The sequence below is a fragment of the Burkholderia sp. BCC1999 genome, from assembly GCF_905339975.1.
Lineage (GTDB): Bacteria > Pseudomonadota > Gammaproteobacteria > Burkholderiales > Burkholderiaceae > Burkholderia.
Genome location: NZ_CAJPHP010000002.1, coordinates 171,041 through 189,558, shown reverse-complemented (window position 1 = coordinate 189,558; position 18,518 = coordinate 171,041). Strand labels below are relative to the sequence as shown.

The following is an 18,518-nucleotide window of genomic DNA, read 5'->3' as shown; positions in this document are numbered from 1 at the left end:
ATACCAATCATAATCGGCACACCGATGACGGGCCGGCACGCTGCCGCCCGGTCGTCCGTGCATGAACCGCCAGCCAGGAGCCGCTCCAGTGAAGATGTCTTTCCGTTGGTACGGCGAGTCCGATCCGGTCTCGCTGCAATACATCCGCCAGATCCCGGGCGTCACGCATATCGTGTCCGCGATCTACGACGAACCGGTGGGCGAGGTCTGGCCCACGCACAAGATCGATGCGCTGAAGGCGACGATCGAGCGCGCCGGCCTGCAGTTCGAAGTCGTCGAATCGGTGCCCGTCCACGAGGACATCAAGCTCGGCAAGCCGGGCCGCGACCGCCTGATCGACCACTACCGCCAGACGATCCGCCACCTTGGCGCGGCCGGCATCCGCGTCATCTGCTACAACTTCATGCCCGTGTTCGACTGGACCCGCACCGAGCTGTCGAAGACGCTCGACGACGGCTCGACCTGCCTCGCGTTCAGCACCGACGCGGTCGACCGGATCGATCCGAACGACGGTATCGCGCTGCCCGGCTGGGATTCGAGCTACCGGCCCGAACAGCTGCAGGCGCTGCTCGCCGACTATCGCGACGTCGACGAAGCCGCACTGTGGGCCAACCTCGAGTACTTCCTGAAGGCGATCATCCCGGTGGCCGAGGAAGCCGGCGTGAAGATGGCGATCCACCCCGACGATCCGCCGCGCCCGATCTTCGGGTTGCCGCGCATCGTGAAGAACCGCGACGATCTCGCGCGGATCCTGCGCATCGTCGACACGCCCGCGAACGGGCTGACGCTGTGCTCGGGCTCGCTCGGCGCGGGCCCGCAGAACGATGTCGAAGCGCTGGTGCGCGAATTCGGCGCGATGGGCCGCATCCACTTCGCGCACATCCGCAACGTGAAGGTCGACGCGAACGGCAATTTCGAGGAAACCGCGCACCTGTCGAACTGCGGCTCGCTCGACATCGCCGCGATCGTAAAGGCATACCATGACACCGGCTTCACCGGCTACGTGCGCCCCGACCACGGCCGCATGATCTGGGGCGAAACGGGCAAGCCCGGCTATGGCCTGTACGACCGCGCGCTCGGCGCGGTGTACCTGAACGGCCTGTGGGAAGCGCTCGCGAAGTTCGACACCACACCGCACGCGGCACGGTAATCCGCCCATCGAGGCGGCCGGCGCAGCGGATCGCCGTTCGCCCGTCACGACATTCCGCACGGAGACACCGCATGCCACGCATCCGATGGGCCATGATCCTGATGTGCTTCCTGGCCAACGTCATCAACTTCATCGACCGCGCGAACCTCGCGATCGCGGCGCCCAGCATTCGCGCCGACCTCGGCCTCGACGCGGTCGGCATGGGGCTCGTGCTGAGCGCGTTCTTCTGGACCTACGCGTTCCTGCAACTGCCGGCCGGCTGGTTCATCGACAAGGTCGGCGTGCGCGTGAGCCTCGCGCTGGCCGTCGGCTGGTGGTCGGTGTTCACCGTCGCGACGGGCGCCGCGCGCGGCCTCGCGCAACTCGTCGGCGTGCGGCTGATGCTCGGCGTCGGCGAAGCGGCCGCGATCCCGTCGTTCGCGAAGGTCGCGTTCAACTGGTTCCCGCGCAGCGAACGCGGGCTCGCAAGCAGCATCTTCGACAGCGGCTCGCGCGTCGGCTCCGCGCTGTCGCTGCCGCTCGTCGCGTGGCTGATCTCGATCGTCGGCTGGCGCGGGTCGTTCGTGATCACGGGCGGCATCGGCATCGTGTGGGCACTGGTGTGGTGGTTCGTCTATCGCGACCCGGAACGCTATCGCGCGATTGCGCCCGATGCCGTCGATGCGCTGCTCGCGCAACGCGCCGCACCGGCCGTTGCGGACGCAACCGACGGCCCGAAGGTGTCGTGGCTCGACCTGTTCCGCTACCGCACCGTGTGGGGGATGATGATCGGCCTGTTCTGCCTGAACTTCGCGATCTACTTCTTCATCACGTGGTTTCCGAGCTACCTGCTGCAGTCGCGCGGCTTCTCGCTCGCGTCGCTCGGCACGTGGGGCATGCTGCCCGCGCTGCTCGCGATTCCGGGCGGCTGGCTCGGCGGCTACGTGTCGGACAGCCTGTTCCGCCGCGGCTGGAGCGCGACCGCCGCGCGCAAGACCTGCCTCGTGCTCGGGATGCTGCTGTCGTCGTCGATCGCGCTGTCGGCGTTCGTCGAAAACGTGTGGGCGTGCCTCGGGCTGTTCGCACTCGCGTATGCCAGCCTGTCGTTCGCCGGCGCCAACGTGTGGACGCTCGTCGGCGAAGTCGCGCCGACACCCGCCCATGTCGCGTCGCTCGGCGGCATCCAGAACTTCGCGGGCAATCTCGCGGGGATCTTCATCACGACGTTCACGGGCGTGATGCTGTCGATCACGAAAGGCTCGTTCGTCGTACCGCTCGCGGTGGCCGGCGCGTTGTGCGTCGTCGGCGCGCTGTCGTACCTGTTCATCGTCGGCAAGGTCGAGCCGCTGCCGCCGCTGCGTGGCGGCGCAAACCGGCGGAATGCCGAGCCGAGCGCGGCCTGATGCTTCGGGAAAGTGCGGCCGGCACCGCGCGCTTTCCTTTTCTTCCCGCCCGTCGGACAATGACCCGCGCCTGCCGGCGCGGCGCCACTTCGGCCCGTGCGGCGACGGCGCGCTCCGCCCAGCCGATGAAACGCTACGAAACCCTCGCCCATACGATCGCCGACGACATCCGCAACGGCAACCTTGCCGTCGGCACGCGCCTGCCGTCGCTGCGGCAGATCATCGCGCAGCATGGCGTGAGCCAGTCGACGGTATTTCGCGCGTATTACCTGCTCGAACAGTGGGGATTGATTCGTGCCCGCGAACGCTCGGGCTACTACGTTGCGCCGGGCGCCAAGCCGGAGCCGGGCCCCGCCGCGAAGCGCCGCTCGAGCCGCGCCGGCGCCACGCGCAAGGTCGACATCAGCAGCCTCGTGTTCTCGGTTCTCGATGCGGCCACTCAGCCCGGCATCGTGCCGCTCGGTTCCGCATTCCCCGCGCCGCAACTGTTTCCGCTACCGCGTCTGGCGAAATCGCTCGCACAGGCCACGCGGCTCGTGAGCCCATGGAGCACGGTCGTCGACCTGCCGCCCGGCAACGAGGCGCTGCGCCAGCAGATCGCGCGACGTTATCTCGCCACCGGCATCTCGCAGCCGATCGACGAGATCGTCGTCACGAACGGCGCGCTCGAAGCGCTGAACCTGTGCCTGATGGCCGTCACGCGGCCCGGTGACGTCGTCGCGGTCGAAGCGCCCGGCTTCTATGCGGCACTGCAGGCGATCGAACGGCTCGACCTGCGCGCCGTCGAGATTCCCGTCGATCCGCGTACGGGCCTCGATCTCGATGCGCTCGCAAACGCACTCGACCGGCACGACATCCGTGCGTGCTGGTTCATGACCAATTTCCAGAATCCGACCGGCGTCACGCTGTCCGCCGACAAGAAACGCGCGCTCGTCGACATGCTCGCGGCGCGCGAGGTGCCGCTGATCGAGGACGACGTGTACGGCGAGCTGCATTTCGGCCCCGAGTATCCGCTGCCGGCACGCGCGTTCGATCGACACGGCCTCGTGATGCACTGCAGTTCGTTCTCGAAGACGCTTGCGCCCGGCTACCGGATCGGCTGGGCCGCCGCCGGCCGCTTCGCCGAGAAGGTGCAGCGGCTCAAGCTGATGACGACGCTGTCGGCGAGCATTCCCGCGCAGGCCGGCATCGCGAACTATCTCGAGCATGGCGGCTACGACCGCCATCTGCGCAAGCTGCGCGGCGCGCTGCACGCGCAGCTCGACCGGATGGACGACGCGCTGCGGCGCTGGCTGCCGCCCGGCGTCGAATGGGTGCGGCCCGACGGCGGGTACTTCCTGTGGCTCGCGTTTCCCGACGCGATCGACGCGATGGAGCTGCATCGCCAGGCGATCGCACGCGGGATCAGCTTCGCGCCGGGGCCGCTGTTTTCGGCCGCGCACGGCTTCGAGCGCTGCGTGCGCGTGAACTTCGGCCATCCGTGGAGCCGCGACATCGAGCAGGCGATACGCGTGCTCGGCGAACTGGTCGCGCAGCCTTCGGTCCGCAAGGCAGGCTGACCGTTCACGGCAGGTGCGGTGTGCGCCGCCTGCGTCGCTGCCATGCAGGCAACCCGCGCTCGGGTTACATTGCTGATCCCGCCGCTCCTTCACGATTTCCCATGAGCCAACTGCCTTACCTCGATCACGACGCACTGTTGAAACTGGCGACCGAAGCGGCGCACGTCACGCAGTCGTGCACGTGCACGAAGACTTCGCTCGCCGGATGGACGACCCTGCCGCTGTCGCTGCAGGATGCGCAACTGATCGAAGTCGCCACGCTCGCGCCGCCCGATGATGCCGAGCCGACCTATGCGGAACATCATCCGGCCGGCACGCGCTACGCGTCGGACGATGCGCCGATCGCCCTGCGCCATTTCCCGTACAACCGCTGCACCGTCAGCCGCTGCCGCTCGTGCGGTCGTTTGTTCCTGCGTTACCAGGAAGGCGGCGGCTACTTCATCGATCAGCGCATCCGAGCGCTCGATCCCGCGCTCGTCGTCGACGCCAGCGTCTGACCGCGCCACGGGCATGGTCGCATGCCCGGTCTCCCCCGCCGACGCCTGCATGCCGTGGGCCATCTGCTGCGCCTTTTTCGTCCCGATCTGCTGCTTGTCCCGCCGCCCCGCGTTCCCTACGCTGTCTTCCGTTGCCTGACACCCGTCGCAACGTCTGTCCGAGCCGCGCGCACTCCGCGTCGCGGCGCTTCTCGCGTATCACGTCATGTATCGATATACCGATTTCGACCGGGCGCTCGTGCACAGCCGCGCCGCCCAGTTCCGCGACCAGCTCGAACGCTGGCAGCACGGCACGCTGAGCGAAGACGCATTCCGGCCGCTGCGGCTGCAGAACGGCTGGTATGTGCAACGCCACGCGCCGATGCTGCGCGTCGCCGTGCCGTACGGCGAGCTGTCGAGCGCGCAGCTTCGTGTGCTGGCGCGCATCGCGCGCGACTACGACGTGCCCGACGACGCCACCTACCGCGCCGCGCGCGACGCACAGGCGCTGCTCGGCACGTTGCGCCTGCCGACCCGCAGCGCGCACTTCACGACACGCACCAACGTGCAGTTCAACTGGATTCCGCTCGCGAAAGCGGCCGACGTGATGGACCTGCTCGCAACCGTCGACATGCACGGCATCCAGACGAGCGGCAACTGCATCCGCAATATCTCGTGCGACGAGCGCGCCGGCGTCGCGCCGGACGAAATCGCCGATCCGCGCCCGTTCGCCGAAGTGATGCGCCAGTGGACGACACTGCACCCCGAATTCGCGTTCCTGCCGCGCAAGTTCAAGATCGCGATCACCGGCGCCACGGAAGACCGCGCGGCGACCGACTGGCACGACGTCGGGCTGCAGCTCGTGCGCGACGACACGGGTGCGCTCGGTTTTCGCGTGAGCGTCGGCGGCGGGATGGGCCGCACGCCGATGATCGCGACGCTGCTGCGCGCGTTCCTGCCGTGGCAGCACGTGATGAACTACATCGAGGCGATCGTCCGCGTGTACAACCGCTACGGGCGCCGCGACAACAAGTACAAGGCGCGCATCAAGATCCTCGTGAAGACCGAGGGGCAGCGCTACATCGACGACGTCGAGGAGGAGTTCCGCCAGATCGTCGTCCTCGACGGCGGCCCGCACACGATCCCGCAGGCCGAGTTCGATCGCGTCGCCGCGTCGTTCGTCCCGCCGCGGCTCAAGCCGCGCACGCTCGATCTGTCCGATGCAAATGCGCGCGTATCCGCGCAGGCGGCCCGTCATCCGGCATTCGCGCGCTGGCTCGCCCGCAACGTCGCCGCGCATCGCGATCCGGCGCTGCGCATCGTCACGCTGTCGTTCAAGCGCCGCCTGCAGGCGCCTGGCGACGCATCGCCCGATCAGCTCGACGCTCTCGCCGATCTCGCCGACCGCTTCTCGGCCGGCGAGGCGCGCGTCACGCACACGCAGAACGTCGTGCTGCCGTGGGTGCACGTCGACGACCTGTTCCTGCTGTGGGAGAACGCGCGTGCGATCGGGCTCGCGAGCGCGAACGTCGGGCTGCTGACCGACATGATCGCGTGCCCCGGCGGCGATTTCTGCGCGCTCGCGAACGCGCGCTCGATTCCGGTCGCCGACGCGATCACCGAGCGTTTCCAGGATCTCGACCTGCTGCACGACATCGGCGACATCGACCTACACATCAGCGGCTGCATCAATTCGTGCGGCCATCATCACAGCGGGCACCTCGGCATCCTCGGCGTCGACAAGGACGGCGCCGAGTGGTACCAGGTGACGCTCGGCGGGTCGGACGGCTCGGCCGCGAGCGGCCCCGCGCGGCCAGGCAAGGTGATCGGCCCGTCGTTCTCGGCGGACGAAATCGTCGATGTCGTCGATGCAATCGTCAACGCTTACCTCGACGCGCGAATCGACACGAACGGCCGCAGCGAACGATTCATCGACACCGTGCGCCGCATCGGCGCGGAACCCTTCAAGGCCGCAGCGAACGACGCGCGCCATCAGGCAGAACACGCATGAACCAGGAAACGTCGAACACACACGCGCGCATCCGCCTGCTGACGCCGGCCGAACACGCCGGCGACACACGGCCGCACGACCACGCGACGCTGACGATCGGCAACGACGAGGAATTGCCGCCGCTCGCCGCGCAAATCGCGCAAGCCACACGCATCGACCTGCAGTTTCCGTCGTTCACCGACGGCCGCGCGTACAGCCAGGCTTATCTGCTGCGCAAGCGCTACGCCTTCACGGGCGACCTGCGCGCGACCGGCGAAGTGCTGGTCGACCAGTTGCTGCTGATGGAACGCACTGGGTTTTCGAGCGCCGTGCTCGGCGACGATACCGATATCGCGGCCGCGCGGCGGCAACTCGACCGGTTTCCGGGCTTCTATCAGCGCGATGCGAGAGCGGCGATGCCACCGCAGGGTGCGGCAGCGCCAGCCGGAAAATGAAACGGGCGGCACACTGGCCGCCCGTACGAAGAACCGGAAGCAATCCGGCCGGTGCCCGCCGTGACGCGGGCGCCGGCGTTCAGCGCGCCGCCACTGGCTTGCCGAACGCGCTGAGAATCTTCTTCTCGAGCGCGAGGTAGTCGCGGCCGAAGTGGTGATCGCCCTGCGTCTTGATCACGTCGGCGCCCGTGTTCACCAGCGCCGGGCACATCGTGTCCTTCTCTTCCGCGCCATAGAAGCACTGCACGAGCTGCGGCGGCACCTTCGCGATTTCCGGCGCGACCTTCAGCGCCTTGTCGCTCGCCGGCATGCCGAGCCAGCCCGTCACGCGGATCTGGAAATCGGCGGACGGCGCGAAGCCGAGCAGCGACATCACCGCGACCTTGTCGCGCAAGTCGGCCGGCAGCCGGTTGTACGCGAACGGCATCACGTCGGCGCCGAACGAGTAACCGACCAGCGCCACGCGGCTCGCATGCCAGCGCGCCGTGTACGTGCGCATCACGCGTGCGAGATCGCGGCTCACTTGCGCCGGCGGCTTCTCGCTCCAGAAATAGCGCAGGCTGTCGATGCCGACCACCGACACGCCGTCGCGCTGCAGCGCCTCCGCGATCGTCTTGTCGAGATCGCGCCAGCCGCCGTCGCCCGAGATCACGATCGCGAGCCGGTCGCTGCCGCCCTTGGCCGGCAGCTCGACGAGCGGCAGATCCGACACGTCGAGTTCGTCGCCGCTGCTGGTGTCGCGCAGGTGCGCCGTGACGAGCGACGCGAACTTCGTGTTGTCGCCCGCGGCCGCCGTTTCGACGAAGCCCGGCATTGCGCGGCGCACGATCGTCGGATCGGGCGGACACGGCCTGAAGCGCGGATCGAGCTTCGCGGCCGGGTCGACCGATACGACGCCGGCAATCGTGTTCTCCGGCGCCATCGACAGGATCTGCTTCGCGATCGCGCCGCCCTGGCCCACACCCGCGACGATCGGCGTGAAATAACGCGACGACTGCGCGAGACGTTCGAGCTGGTGGCTGACCGCCTCGGCGTCGCCGTCGAGGTGGTGGCAGGTCTCCTGCTTCGCGGCGAGATTCATCGCATAACGCTCGGAATCGACGCCGACCGTCATCGCACCGGCTTTCGCGAGCGCGTCGGCCGCCTGCTGATCGGCCGCATTCCATCCGGCCTCACGCGAGAACAGCACGACGAATCCGCGCAGCGGCCCGCTCGGCTTGGTCACGGTGACGGGCCCATAACGACCGCCCGACACGGTTTCGGCTTTCACGGCGGCCGGCTGCGTGGCGCACGCGGCGCCGGCCAGCATCATTCCCGCGCAGGCGGCTGCCGCCCGCGCGATTCCCTTCTTCAAACTCATGAACGCCGACCTCCAGCCAGCAATGACAGATCCGCAAGCGTGACGAACACGCCGACCGAGCCCGAGGCCGCAAGATAACGCGGCTCCCAGTGCGGTTCGAACTTGCTCTTGAAAGCGCGCAAGCCGCGGAAGTTGTAGAAGCGGCCGCCGAAGCGCCAGACCATCAGGCCGAGCCGGTGCCACGGCGACGGCATCTTCGCCGCCCCCATCCCCGAGAACGGCGCGATGCCCAGGCTCAGCTTGCGGAAACCCGCTTCCTTCAGATGCAGCGCGAGCTGCGTAAACAGATATTCCATCGCGTACGGCGACGCGTCCGGCAGATGGCGCATCACGCCGACCGTCGCCTCGGTGTTGAGGTCGGTCGTCATGAACGTGACGAACGCGATCGGCTTGTCGGCCTGCCGCACGAGCATCACCGACTGCGTCGCGAGATAGCCGTCATGGAACGCGGCCACCGAGAAGCTCTTCTCGCGCGCATCGCGGCTGTCGAGCCAGCCGTTGGAGATATCGCGCAGCGCCGGCAGCGCGGCCGGCACGTCGCCCGGGGCGATCACCTCGACCGCCAGCGCGTCCTTGTCGCCGCGGCGCAGCGCGTAGCGCAGGTGCGACCGGTTCGAGCCCTTCAGGTCGAACCGGTCGAGTGCGATATGCGCTTCCTCGCCGAGCTTCATCAGCGTGAGGCCTGCGTCGAGATACAACGGCAGCGCGTTCGCGCGCACCTGGTAGAACGCCGCGCGACCGCTGTGCGCGTGCGCGAGCGCGATGAACTTGCTGATCAGCGCCGGCCACTCCTCGCGCGGCCCGACCGGGTCGTGCAGCGCGGCCCACGTGCGGCCGTTCTTGGCATACATCAGGAAGGCCTGGCGCGATTCCGAAAACAGGAACGACTTGTCGCCCATCAGCGCGAGGCCCGCATCGCTGCACTCCTGCGCGCGGATGATCCGTTCGGCGTCGAACAGGTCCTGCGGCACGGGCTTCACGAACCGGCCGGGCGCCGGGCGCAGCAATTGCCACAGCGCGAACAGCGCAACGAACACGCCGGACGCAAGCGTCGCGCGCAGCGCACGCGGCGCGCGCGCGTCGAACGAGAAATGCGACCACAGCTCGCGCGTGTACGGCACGTCGCGGAACGCGAAGAACAGCACCCACACGGCCAGCATCAGTACCATCGTCACGGACACGAACCAGCTCACCGTGAAGCGCTCGGCGAGCAGCGACGAATGGCGGTTGAAACGGCGGCGGCTGACGAGCAGCAGCACGAGCAGCGTGCCGAGCACGCCGGCCTCGACGAACGCGAGGCCCTTCGCCAGCGACAGCGCGAGGCTCGCGAGCGTCAGCGCGAAGGTCATCCACCACGCGCCGTCGAGCCGCCGCAGCAGCCCGCGCGCGACGAACAGCAGCGCGACGCCGAGCACGCTGCAGATCACCTGCGAGCCTTCGAGCACCCATAACGGCACGATATGGCGCAGGATCGCGATCCGGTGCCAGAACGCAGGCGTCGCGCTCGAGATCACCAGCATCCCGCCGACCGCGAACGTCACGAGGCTCAGGAACACCGGTGCGAGCTGCGACACGCGCACGGCCTGCCGCGTGACGAGCCGGCGGCGCAGCGCGCGGCCCTCGAAACCGGCCAGCAGGCCGGCCGACAGCACGAGCGGCACGCCGAAATAGATTGCGCGATACGCGATCAGCGCGGCGACCATCGCGTGCGCGGGCACTTCGCGGCCGAGCGTGAACACCATCGCGGCTTCGAACACGCCGATCCCGCCCGGCGTATGGCCGATCATCCCGAGCAGCAGCGCGGCTGCGTAGACGGTGATGAAAGTCGGGAAGCCGACCGGTGCGGCCGGCAGCAGCACCCACAGTGTCAGGCCCGCGGCGACGACGTCGAGCACCGCGTAGACGACCTGCGCGACGAGATCGCGCCGCGCGGGCACGTCGAACGACAGCCACTTGAAGCGCGTGACGACCGGTCGCGCCGCGCTGCCGCACATCGCGACCATCGCGGCCAGTATCACGAGCAGCGCGGCGCCGCCCCACGTCAGCACGCCGGGCGCGACATGCAGCATCGCGGCAAGCGCCTCCGGCACGCAGACCATGCCGACTGCCGTCATCAACACCATCGCGAGCGCCAGCGTGCCGCTCGTGAACACCGTCATCCGGCCGATCTGCGCGGGCGTGACACCCGACACGCCGTACACGCGGGCGCGGACCGCGCCGCCCGTGAGCGCGCCGAAGCCGGTTGCGTTGCCGAGTGCGGAACCGGCGATCGCGCCGATCCACAACGCGACGCGCGGCACCTTCGCGGCGACATAGCGCAGGCCGACCGCGTCACGGGCGACGAGCGCGAGATAGCTGAGGGCCGTCGCGGCCAGCGACGCCCCCCACTCGCTGACGGACATGTGACGCAACTGGCGGATCACCGACCGGTAGTCGACGGATTCCGACAGATGCTGGAAAACCACGATCAGCAGCAAGCCGATGCCGAGCGCGAGCAGCGGCGACAGCACGCGCTCGTTGCGGATCAGCGCCCGGACACGGGCGATCACCGCCGCGGCACGGCCGGGCGAACCTGAGTGGCGGGAAGACATAAGTTGTTCAGTGGTGGTGCATAGCGTGTCGCGGCGCAAGAAGGCCAGGCGGCGACGAATCTGGTTGTTCTGCGTGGGCGGTCAGCCGGAAGAAAAGGCAGGGAGCGCCTGAATCAGAACTTACAAGTATACGGGTCTTATATTACAAAATCTTTCACGCGCTCGTTGTGCGGATTTGTAGCGCTGCGTGTATCAATGTCGCATCAAAGTTCGACGGCCGATCACGCGCGAGGTGCGCATCATACCGGGAACTGGCGTGGATTTTTCATCGGATGAATGACTTGTGATGCATTTGGGAGAAAATTGCCGGACGGGGTGCGGCTGGCGAGGACGAAAACGTGATGGCGCGGGGCGTTTCGGGAATGGGGACGGGTCGATTCGGAGCGCCTGCCCCCGTGCTTCGTCGTCACTGGAATACACGGCTGCGCGTCACTTCCCCCGCTCACGCTCCCCCAACGCGATCGCCTTGTAGTCGTAAGTCGGATAGAACTCCGTCCGATAAGCACCCCACGCCGTATCCTCGAGCACCCGATTGACCTCACGCAGCCGCGATGCCGGCAGCCGCAGCACGACGATCTGTCCGATCCCCATCGTCACGGTCCAGCTCACCACTTCGACGCCCGGCGGCGGAAACGCCTTGTAGAACCCCTGCTTCGCGAGTTGCGCATTCAGCTCGGCAAGTGGCCGCGACTGGTCGTGTTTCAGGAAAACCGTCAGCAATATCGCGTTGTCAGGCGTCGCATTGGCCGAGCCGGCCGGCACGCTCGACGTCTGGCCGATGGCTGGAGCGCACCAGATCGCGGCGGCCGCCAGCGCCGCGGCGATCACGAGGGTTCGAATCGGGAAATACGGGGATGCCGTCATGACGCGACTCCAAGGCTTGGTGGATCGAGCCGCCATCATGCGCCGCCACAGCGATTGCTGCAGTCATCCGGACGATGCGATTACGTCGCATCCGCCCCGTCGCGCTCTCGCAGCACGTCGATGAACGCGCGCAGCTTCGCCGGCACGTGCTTGCGATTCACGTAATACAGCCACATCGGCGGCAGCGTCCGGCACGCGCCCGGCAGCACCTCGACGAGCGTGCCGTCGCGCAGGTCCTGCTCGATCCGTTCGCGCATGAACGCAAACGCGATTCCGACACCGGCGCGCGCCGCGTCGATCACCGCATCGGCATCGTTCGTCACGAATACGCCTTCCGGATCGAGATCGACGTCGCGGCGCCCGTCATGCAGCAGCCATTTGTGCAACCGCCCGCTCTCCGAGAACCGGAAGCGGACGCAGGCATGACGCTCGAGCTCGGCGATCGACGCGGGCGTGCCGTACCGCGCGAGGTAACCGGGTGACGCGACCAGCGCGCACGAAAGCGCCGGCGCGATGCGCACGCCGATCGTCCCGGGCTGCAGCCGGTCGGCGAGGCGAATCCCCGCATCGAACCCGTCCTTCGCGATGTCGACCAGTTCGTTCTCGTAGCGGATCTCCAGCCGCACTTTCGGATAGCGCTCGCGGAATACGGCCAGCACCGGCGCGATCACGAGCGCGCGCGCCAGCGGCAGCGCGGTGACGCGCAACACGCCACTCGGCTCGCTGCGGGCATCCTTCAGCTCGTCGCGCGCCTGCATGACCTGCCGGTACGCGGGCTCCGTCTGCCGCCAGTAGCGCTGTCCGGCTTCCGTCAGGCTCACGCCGCGCGTGCTGCGGTTGAACAGCTTCACGTTCAGCTCGCCCTCGAGCTGCCCGATCGCGAGGCTGACGGCAGCCGGCGTCAGGCCGAGCGCGGCGGCCGCGCGCGTGAAGTTGCCGGCCGTCGCAACGGTCATGAACACGTGCAGCCCGGCCATCGGATCGCGTCGGCTCATCATTAGAAAAACTTGAAACTCTTTCGAGCGGAATGTGGATTCTCCCATATACCGCTACTGCCTACACTGGCGCTGTCGTCCCACCGGAGCCTTGCATGGACCCGCTCACCGCCGCACTGCCGCTCGCAGCCGCCCGTCGCACGATCGATGCCGCCCTCGCGCATGCCGCGTCGCTGCAAGTCGTCGGCATCGCCATTGCAGTCGTCGATGCCGGCGCAAACCTGCTCGCCTTCGTGCGCACCGACGACTGCTTCCTCGGTGCGATCGATCTCGCGCAGCGCAAGGCGCTGACGGCAATCCGCTTCCGTGCCTCGACCGGCGCACTCGGCGCGATGTCGGGCGACGGTCCGCTGCGCGGCATCGAGCACAGCCACGGCGGGCTCGTCACGTTCGGCGGCGGCGAACCGCTCTTCGACGGCAACGGGCGCTGCGTGGGCGCGATCGGTGTCTCGGGCGGCAGCGTCGACGAAGACACCGCGATCGCGCAACACGGCCGCGACCGCTTTCCGGCAACGCTCCACCTCCAAACCACAGGGTAAGCACATGACACAGAAACGCATCCTCATCACCGGCGCAGGCACCGGCTTTGGCCGCGAAGTCGCCTTACGGCTCGCCGAGCGCGGTCACGACGTGACGGCCGGCGTACGCGTCACCGTCGAGATCGATGCGCTGACGGACGCCGCCGCGCAATGCGGCACCGCACTGCGCGCGATCAAGCTCGACGTCACGTCGGCGCACGATCGCGCCCGTGCGGCCGAGCTCGACTTCGACGTGCTCGTGAACAACGCGGGCGTCGGCGAAGCCGGTGCGCTCGTCGACCTGCCGGTCGAGATCGTCCGGGAGCTGTTCGACGTCAACGTGTTCGGTCCGCTCGAACTCACGCAGCAAATCGCGCGCGGCATGCTGGCGCGCCGGCACGGCAAGATCGTGTTCGTGTCGTCGATCGCGGGCCTGATCACGGGGCCGTTCACGGGCGCCTATTGCGCGTCGAAGCATGCGGTCGAATCGGTGGCCGAGGCGATGCACGCGGAACTGGCGCCGCACGGGATCCGTGTCGCGACCGTGAACCCCGGCCCGTACAGCACCGGCTTCAACGACCGGATGATGGAGACGACGCGGCGCTGGCACGATCCGGCCGTCCATACCGTGACGCCGGAGCGGCTGACGTTCCCGCTCGAACAGCACGACCCGGAAGAGATGATCGCGAAGATGGTCGACGTGATCGAAAGCGACGGCGGCGCATTCCGCACCCTGCTGCCGCAGTCGTCGGAAGCGTTCGTCCGTGCCGAACAGGCGCGCGCGTGGGATCGTCAGCAGTGACGTAAACCGGCGGCGGCCGGCGGTTCACGCAGGAACGCCGTGCCCGCCGCCCGGCGTGTCGCGCGCCGCGTTCGCCGTCGCCAGCCGTCCCGACGGCTCGAACCACCACAGGCCAACCCGTCGCCGAAGCCGGGCCCGCATGCCGGCGGGCCGCGTCAAGTCGCGCCGCCCGCGATCAGTACACGTCGCGCATGTAGCGCCGCGCCTTCGAAAGCCGCGCGACGTAGTCGTTCGCGGCTTCGTCCGACATCCCGCCGTGCTCGGCGACAACCGCCTTCAGCGCGGTATCGACGTCCTTGGCCATCCGTGCGGCGTCGCCGCACACGTAGAAGTGCGCGCCCTCCTCAAGCCACGCGAACAGCTCGGCGCCCTGCTCGCGCATCCGGTCCTGCACGTAGATCTTGTCAGCCTGGTCGCGCGAGAACGCGAGATCGAGCCGTGTGAGGAAGCCGCTGTCGTGCATCGCGCCCAACTCGTCGCCGTAATAGAAGTCGGTCTGCGCGTGCTGTTCGCCGAAGAACAGCCAGTTGCGCCCGCGCGCGCCGCGCGCCTGCCGCTCGTGCAGGAAGCCGCGGAACGGCGCCACGCCGGTGCCGGGGCCGACCATCACGATCGGCACGTCGCCGTTCACGGGCGGCCGGAAATGCGCGGACTTCTGCACGAACACGGGCACGCGGCCGTCGTCCGCGCGATCGGCGAGGAACGTCGACGCGACGCCTTTGCGTGCGCGCCGGCCGTTGTGATAACGCACGGCCGACACGGTCAGGTGGATCTCGCCCTCGTGCGCGCTCGGGCTCGACGCGATCGAATAGAGGCGCGGCTGCATGCGCTTGAGCATGCCGACCAGCTCCGTGCCCGACAGATCGACCGGAAACTCGTGCAGCACGTCCGCGAGCTGCTGCCCCCACAGCCATTGCTTCAGGTCGCCCTTGCGCTCGTCGCCGAGCAGCGACTTCAGCGCGCCGTTCGCGCTGCGTGACGCGATGAACGCGAGCGCGTCCGGATGCGGCCGCGTGATGTCGAAATGACGCGCGAGCGCATCGCCGAGGCGCACGTCGCCGACGCCCGCGATCGACACCGGTGCGTCGGCTTTCAGCGCGGTGACCGACAGCAGCTCGTCGACCAGCTCCGGGCAGTTGGTCGGCCATACGCCGAGCGCGTCGCCGGTTTCGTATTCGAGGTTCGCGCCTTCGGTCGACAGCGACACGTAGCGCGTATCTTTCGCGGCGCCCGGACGGTTCAGCCGCAGGTTCGCGACGAGCTTCGACGGCGCCGGATGCGCCTTCGTCGGCAGCAGCCCCGACGGGCTCATCCCGCCGGACGGCACCGCGTGCAGCGCGGCATCGGCCTCCTTGATCCGCGCGACGACACGTTCGAGCCACTGGTCGGCATCGCGCTGGAATTCGACGTCGCAATCGACGCGCGCACACAGGCGTGCCGCGCCGAGTTCCGCGAGCCGCGCGTCGAGGCGTCGGCCGTGACCGCAAAACTGGTCGTAGTTGCGGTCGCCGAACGCGAGCACCGCGAAATGCACGCCGTCGAGGCGCGCGGCGCTGCGGGCCTGCAGCGCGTCCCAGAACTCGGTGCCGTTGTCGGGCGCATCGCCGTCGCCGAACGTGCTCGTCATCAGCAGCACGTATTGCGCACCGGCGAGCGATGCGACCGGATAGTCGGACATGCACGCGGTACGGATCTCGAAGCCCGCGTTCATCAATTGCGTCGCGTAATCCTCGGTCAACGATTCGATGTTGCCGGTCTGCGACGCCCACAGCAGCACGACCTTCGGGCGTGTGCGCACGATCCGCACGCCGCCGGACGCGGCGGCATCGGCCGGCAGCGCGGCCGTCGCGGCCGCCGGCGAATGCGCAGGCAGCGAACGGCTGAACAGGCCCGCGAGCATGCCGTCGAGCCAGAACCGCACCAGCGGCGTCAACGGCGCAGCAGCCGGCAGCACGGGCACGCTGCCCTCGCGCCGGCCGGCGCTTGCCTTCAGCCCGCTGACGAGGCCAGCCACATACAGCCGTTCGGTGTCGGTCAACGGCGGCGGCGCCAGATCGGCGACGCCGAGCGCGGCCGCGAAAGTGTCGATGTCTGCCATGTCGGATTCCTGTGAAGCAGTGGCCTGCACCATCGCCGGCGCGGGCCGCGCGTCGTCGGCGCGGGCATCGGGTTGCGCCGTCTCGTCGTCGGCGGACGCGAACGCATCCGTGTCGACGCGTTGCAGCGCGACCGCGCAATATTTCAGTTCGGGTTGCTGCGATTCCGGATCGATCGCGTCGTTCGTCACCGCGTTGATGCACAGGTCGTCGCCGTACACGTCGTTCCAGTGCATCGGCGCGAAGCAGTTGCCGCGCTGCACGCGCTCGGTCACGACGGCCGGCAACACCGCGCGGCCGCGCGCCGAACGGATTTCGACGCTGTCCTTCGTGGCAATGCCGAGCGCGCTTGCATCGTCCGGGTGCAGCTCGACGAACGGGCGCGGGTTGAGCTTGTTCAGCATCGCGACCTTGCCCGTCTTCGTCATCGTGTGCCATTGATGCTGCAGCCGCCCGGTGTTCAGCACGATCGGGAAAGTGTCGTCGGGCAGCTCGGCCGGATCGACGTGCGGCCGTGCGAAGAAGCGCGCCTTGCCCGACGGCGTCGGGAACGCGATGCGCGGTGCGTCGTTGCCGTCGGGCAAGGCGCGCGGCGTCTGGCTCACGCCGTCGTTCAGGTAGCGGATCGGGTGCCGCTCGCGCGCGGTGCCCGGCGCGACCGGCCATTGCACCGGGCCGTCGCGCAGCGCCGCGTGGCTCGCGCCGCGCAGGTCGTAGCCGGTCGCCGGATTCGAGAAACGCACGATCTCGTCGAACACGTCGGCCGCCGACGCGTAGTCGAACGCATCGCCGAAGCCCATCGCACGCGCGACCTCCGCGACGATGCGCCAGTCGGGCAGCGCGTCGCCCGGCGGCGCAACCGCGGCGCGCATCAGCGTCATGTTGCGCTCGGAGTTGACCATCACGCCGTCGCCTTCGGCCCACAGCGCGCCCGGCAGCAGGATGTCGGCGTAGCGGTTGGTCTCGGTATCGAGAAATGCGTCCTGTGCGATCACGAGTTCCGCGGCCTGCAGTCCGGCGATCACGTTCTGCCGGTTCGGCACCGTGGCAACCGGGTTCGTGCAAATGATCCAGCATGCCTTGATATCGCCGGCCGCCATCCGCGAGAACAGATCGACGGTTCCCTTGCCGGTTTCCTCGCGCAGCGTGCCGGCCGGCACGTGCCACAGGTTCTCGACGAAACGGCGATCGTCGTCGGAAGCCACCGAGCGCTGGCCCGGCAAACCCGGGCCCATGTAGCCCATCTCGCGCCCGCCCATCGCGTTCGGCTGGCCGGTCAGCGAAAACGGCCCGCTGCCAGCGCGGCAAATCTTGCCCGTCGCAAGATGCAGGTTGCAGATCGCATTGGTGTTCCACACACCGTGCGTGCTCTGGTTGAGCCCCATCGTCCAGCAGCTCATCCACTCCTGCGCGTCGCCGATCCATTGCGCGGCCGTGCGGAGATCGGCTTCCGCGAGCCCCGTGATCGCCGCGACGCGCTCGGGCGTGTAGTCGGCGAGGAATGCCGGCATCGCGTCCCAGCCTTCCGTGTATGCGTCGATGAACGCGGCATCGGTGCGGCCATTCGCACGCAGCAGGTGCAGCAGCCCGTTGGTCAGCGCGAGATCGGTGCCCGGCCGGATCTGCAGGAACAGGTCGGCCTTGTCGGCGGTGCCGGTGCGGCGCGGATCGACGACGATCAGCTTCGCGCCGGCCTTCACGCGATCCATCATCCGCAGGAACAGGATCGGATGGCAGTCGGCCATGTTCGCGCCGATCACGAAGAACAGGTTCGCGCGATCGAAGTCCTGGTACGACCCGGGCGGGCCGTCCGCGCCGAGCGACTGCTTGTAGCCGGTGCTCGCGCTCGCCATGCAGAGACGCGAGTTCGACTCGATGTTGTTGGTGCCGACGAAGCCCTTCGCGAGCTTGTTGACGAGGTATTGCGCCTCGATCGACATCTGCCCCGACACGTAGAACGACAGCGCGTCCGGACCGTGCGTATCGAGCACCGCGCGCAGGCGACGCGCGGTTTCGGCGATCGCGTCGCGCGCTGGCAGCGGCACGAGGTCTTCCTCGCGTGCACGGCGCACGAACGCACGGTCGAGCCGCCCCGAGCGTCGCAGCGCGACGTGCGCCGACGAACCCTTCGTGCACAGCCGCCCGAAGTTGGTCGGATGGTCGGAGTCGCCGGACACCTTGACGACTTCGCCATCCTCGACGTGCAGCACCATGCCGCAGCCGACGCCGCAGTACGGGCACACGCTCTTGACGGGGGTGGCGGTCATGCGCGCTCCGGGA

13 protein-coding genes are annotated in these 18,518 nt (G+C 68.4%); 8 read left to right on the top strand and 5 right to left on the bottom strand.

All coding sequences use genetic code 11. The features are described from left to right. The first annotated feature begins 88 nt into the window (after positions 1-88). The 6 genes from uxuA (at position 89) to U5809_RS03680 (ending at position 7,012) form a co-directional block, all read left to right on the top strand. Positions 89-1,150 (top strand): mannonate dehydratase, encoded by a 1,062-nt coding sequence (gene uxuA, locus U5809_RS03705; RefSeq protein ID WP_322085573.1) that lies wholly within the window; start codon positions 89-91, stop codon positions 1,148-1,150. 71 nt (positions 1,151-1,221) lie between these two features. Next, positions 1,222-2,532, top strand: a complete 1,311-nt coding sequence (locus U5809_RS03700) for an MFS transporter (RefSeq protein WP_322085572.1) — start codon at positions 1,222-1,224, stop codon at positions 2,530-2,532. A gap of 125 nt (positions 2,533-2,657) precedes the next feature. After that, positions 2,658-4,091 (top strand): PLP-dependent aminotransferase family protein, encoded by a 1,434-nt coding sequence (locus U5809_RS03695; protein WP_322085571.1) that lies wholly within the window; start codon positions 2,658-2,660, stop codon positions 4,089-4,091. Between the two features lie 101 nt (positions 4,092-4,192). Then, entirely contained in the window at positions 4,193-4,588 is a 396-nt protein-coding gene (locus tag U5809_RS03690) for a hypothetical protein (RefSeq protein WP_282509443.1), read from the top strand. A gap of 205 nt (positions 4,589-4,793) precedes the next feature. Continuing rightward, on the top strand, positions 4,794-6,578 hold the full coding sequence (locus U5809_RS03685) for a nitrite/sulfite reductase (protein ID WP_322085570.1): 1,785 nt from the start codon (positions 4,794-4,796) through the stop codon (positions 6,576-6,578). After that, positions 6,575-7,012, top strand: coding sequence for a DUF934 domain-containing protein (locus U5809_RS03680; RefSeq protein ID WP_322085569.1), 438 nt, complete (start codon positions 6,575-6,577; stop codon positions 7,010-7,012). Before U5809_RS03685 ends, U5809_RS03680 begins: the two co-directional genes overlap by 4 nt. A 79-nt stretch (positions 7,013-7,091) precedes the next feature. Here the strand turns inward: U5809_RS03680 and U5809_RS03675 are convergent, their stop codons facing one another. The 4 genes from U5809_RS03675 to U5809_RS03660 all read right to left on the bottom strand — a co-directional run bounded on the left by U5809_RS03675 (position 7,092) and on the right by U5809_RS03660 (position 12,822). Further along, positions 7,092-8,372, bottom strand: a complete 1,281-nt coding sequence (locus U5809_RS03675; protein ID WP_322085568.1) for a virulence factor family protein — start codon at positions 8,370-8,372, stop codon at positions 7,092-7,094. After that, on the bottom strand, positions 8,369-10,963 hold the full coding sequence (gene mprF, locus U5809_RS03670) for a bifunctional lysylphosphatidylglycerol flippase/synthetase MprF (RefSeq protein WP_322085567.1): 2,595 nt from the start codon (positions 10,961-10,963) through the stop codon (positions 8,369-8,371). The genes U5809_RS03675 and mprF overlap by 4 nt, the downstream gene beginning before the upstream one ends. A gap of 429 nt (positions 10,964-11,392) precedes the next feature. After that, positions 11,393-11,827, bottom strand: a complete 435-nt coding sequence (locus U5809_RS03665) for a hypothetical protein (RefSeq protein WP_322085566.1) — start codon at positions 11,825-11,827, stop codon at positions 11,393-11,395. 80 nt (positions 11,828-11,907) lie between these two features. Further along, entirely contained in the window at positions 11,908-12,822 is a 915-nt protein-coding gene (locus tag U5809_RS03660) for a LysR family transcriptional regulator (protein ID WP_322085565.1), read from the bottom strand. A 95-nt stretch (positions 12,823-12,917) separates the two neighbouring features. Between U5809_RS03660 and U5809_RS03655 the strand changes: the two genes are divergently transcribed. Together U5809_RS03655 and U5809_RS03650 are read left to right on the top strand one after the other, a co-directional pair. Continuing rightward, positions 12,918-13,361 carry a heme-binding protein gene (locus tag U5809_RS03655; RefSeq protein WP_322085564.1) on the top strand — a complete coding sequence of 148 codons (444 nt, stop codon included), beginning with the start codon at positions 12,918-12,920 and terminating at the stop codon, positions 13,359-13,361. A 4-nt stretch (positions 13,362-13,365) separates the two neighbouring features. Next, positions 13,366-14,142, top strand: coding sequence for an SDR family oxidoreductase (locus tag U5809_RS03650; protein WP_322085563.1), 777 nt, complete (start codon positions 13,366-13,368; stop codon positions 14,140-14,142). 175 nt (positions 14,143-14,317) lie between these two features. Here U5809_RS03650 and U5809_RS03645 read toward each other — a convergent pair whose 3' ends face one another. Continuing rightward, positions 14,318-18,505, bottom strand: coding sequence for a bifunctional nitrate reductase/sulfite reductase flavoprotein subunit alpha (locus tag U5809_RS03645; RefSeq protein WP_322085562.1), 4,188 nt, complete (start codon positions 18,503-18,505; stop codon positions 14,318-14,320). Positions 18,506-18,518: the final 13 nt, after the last annotated feature.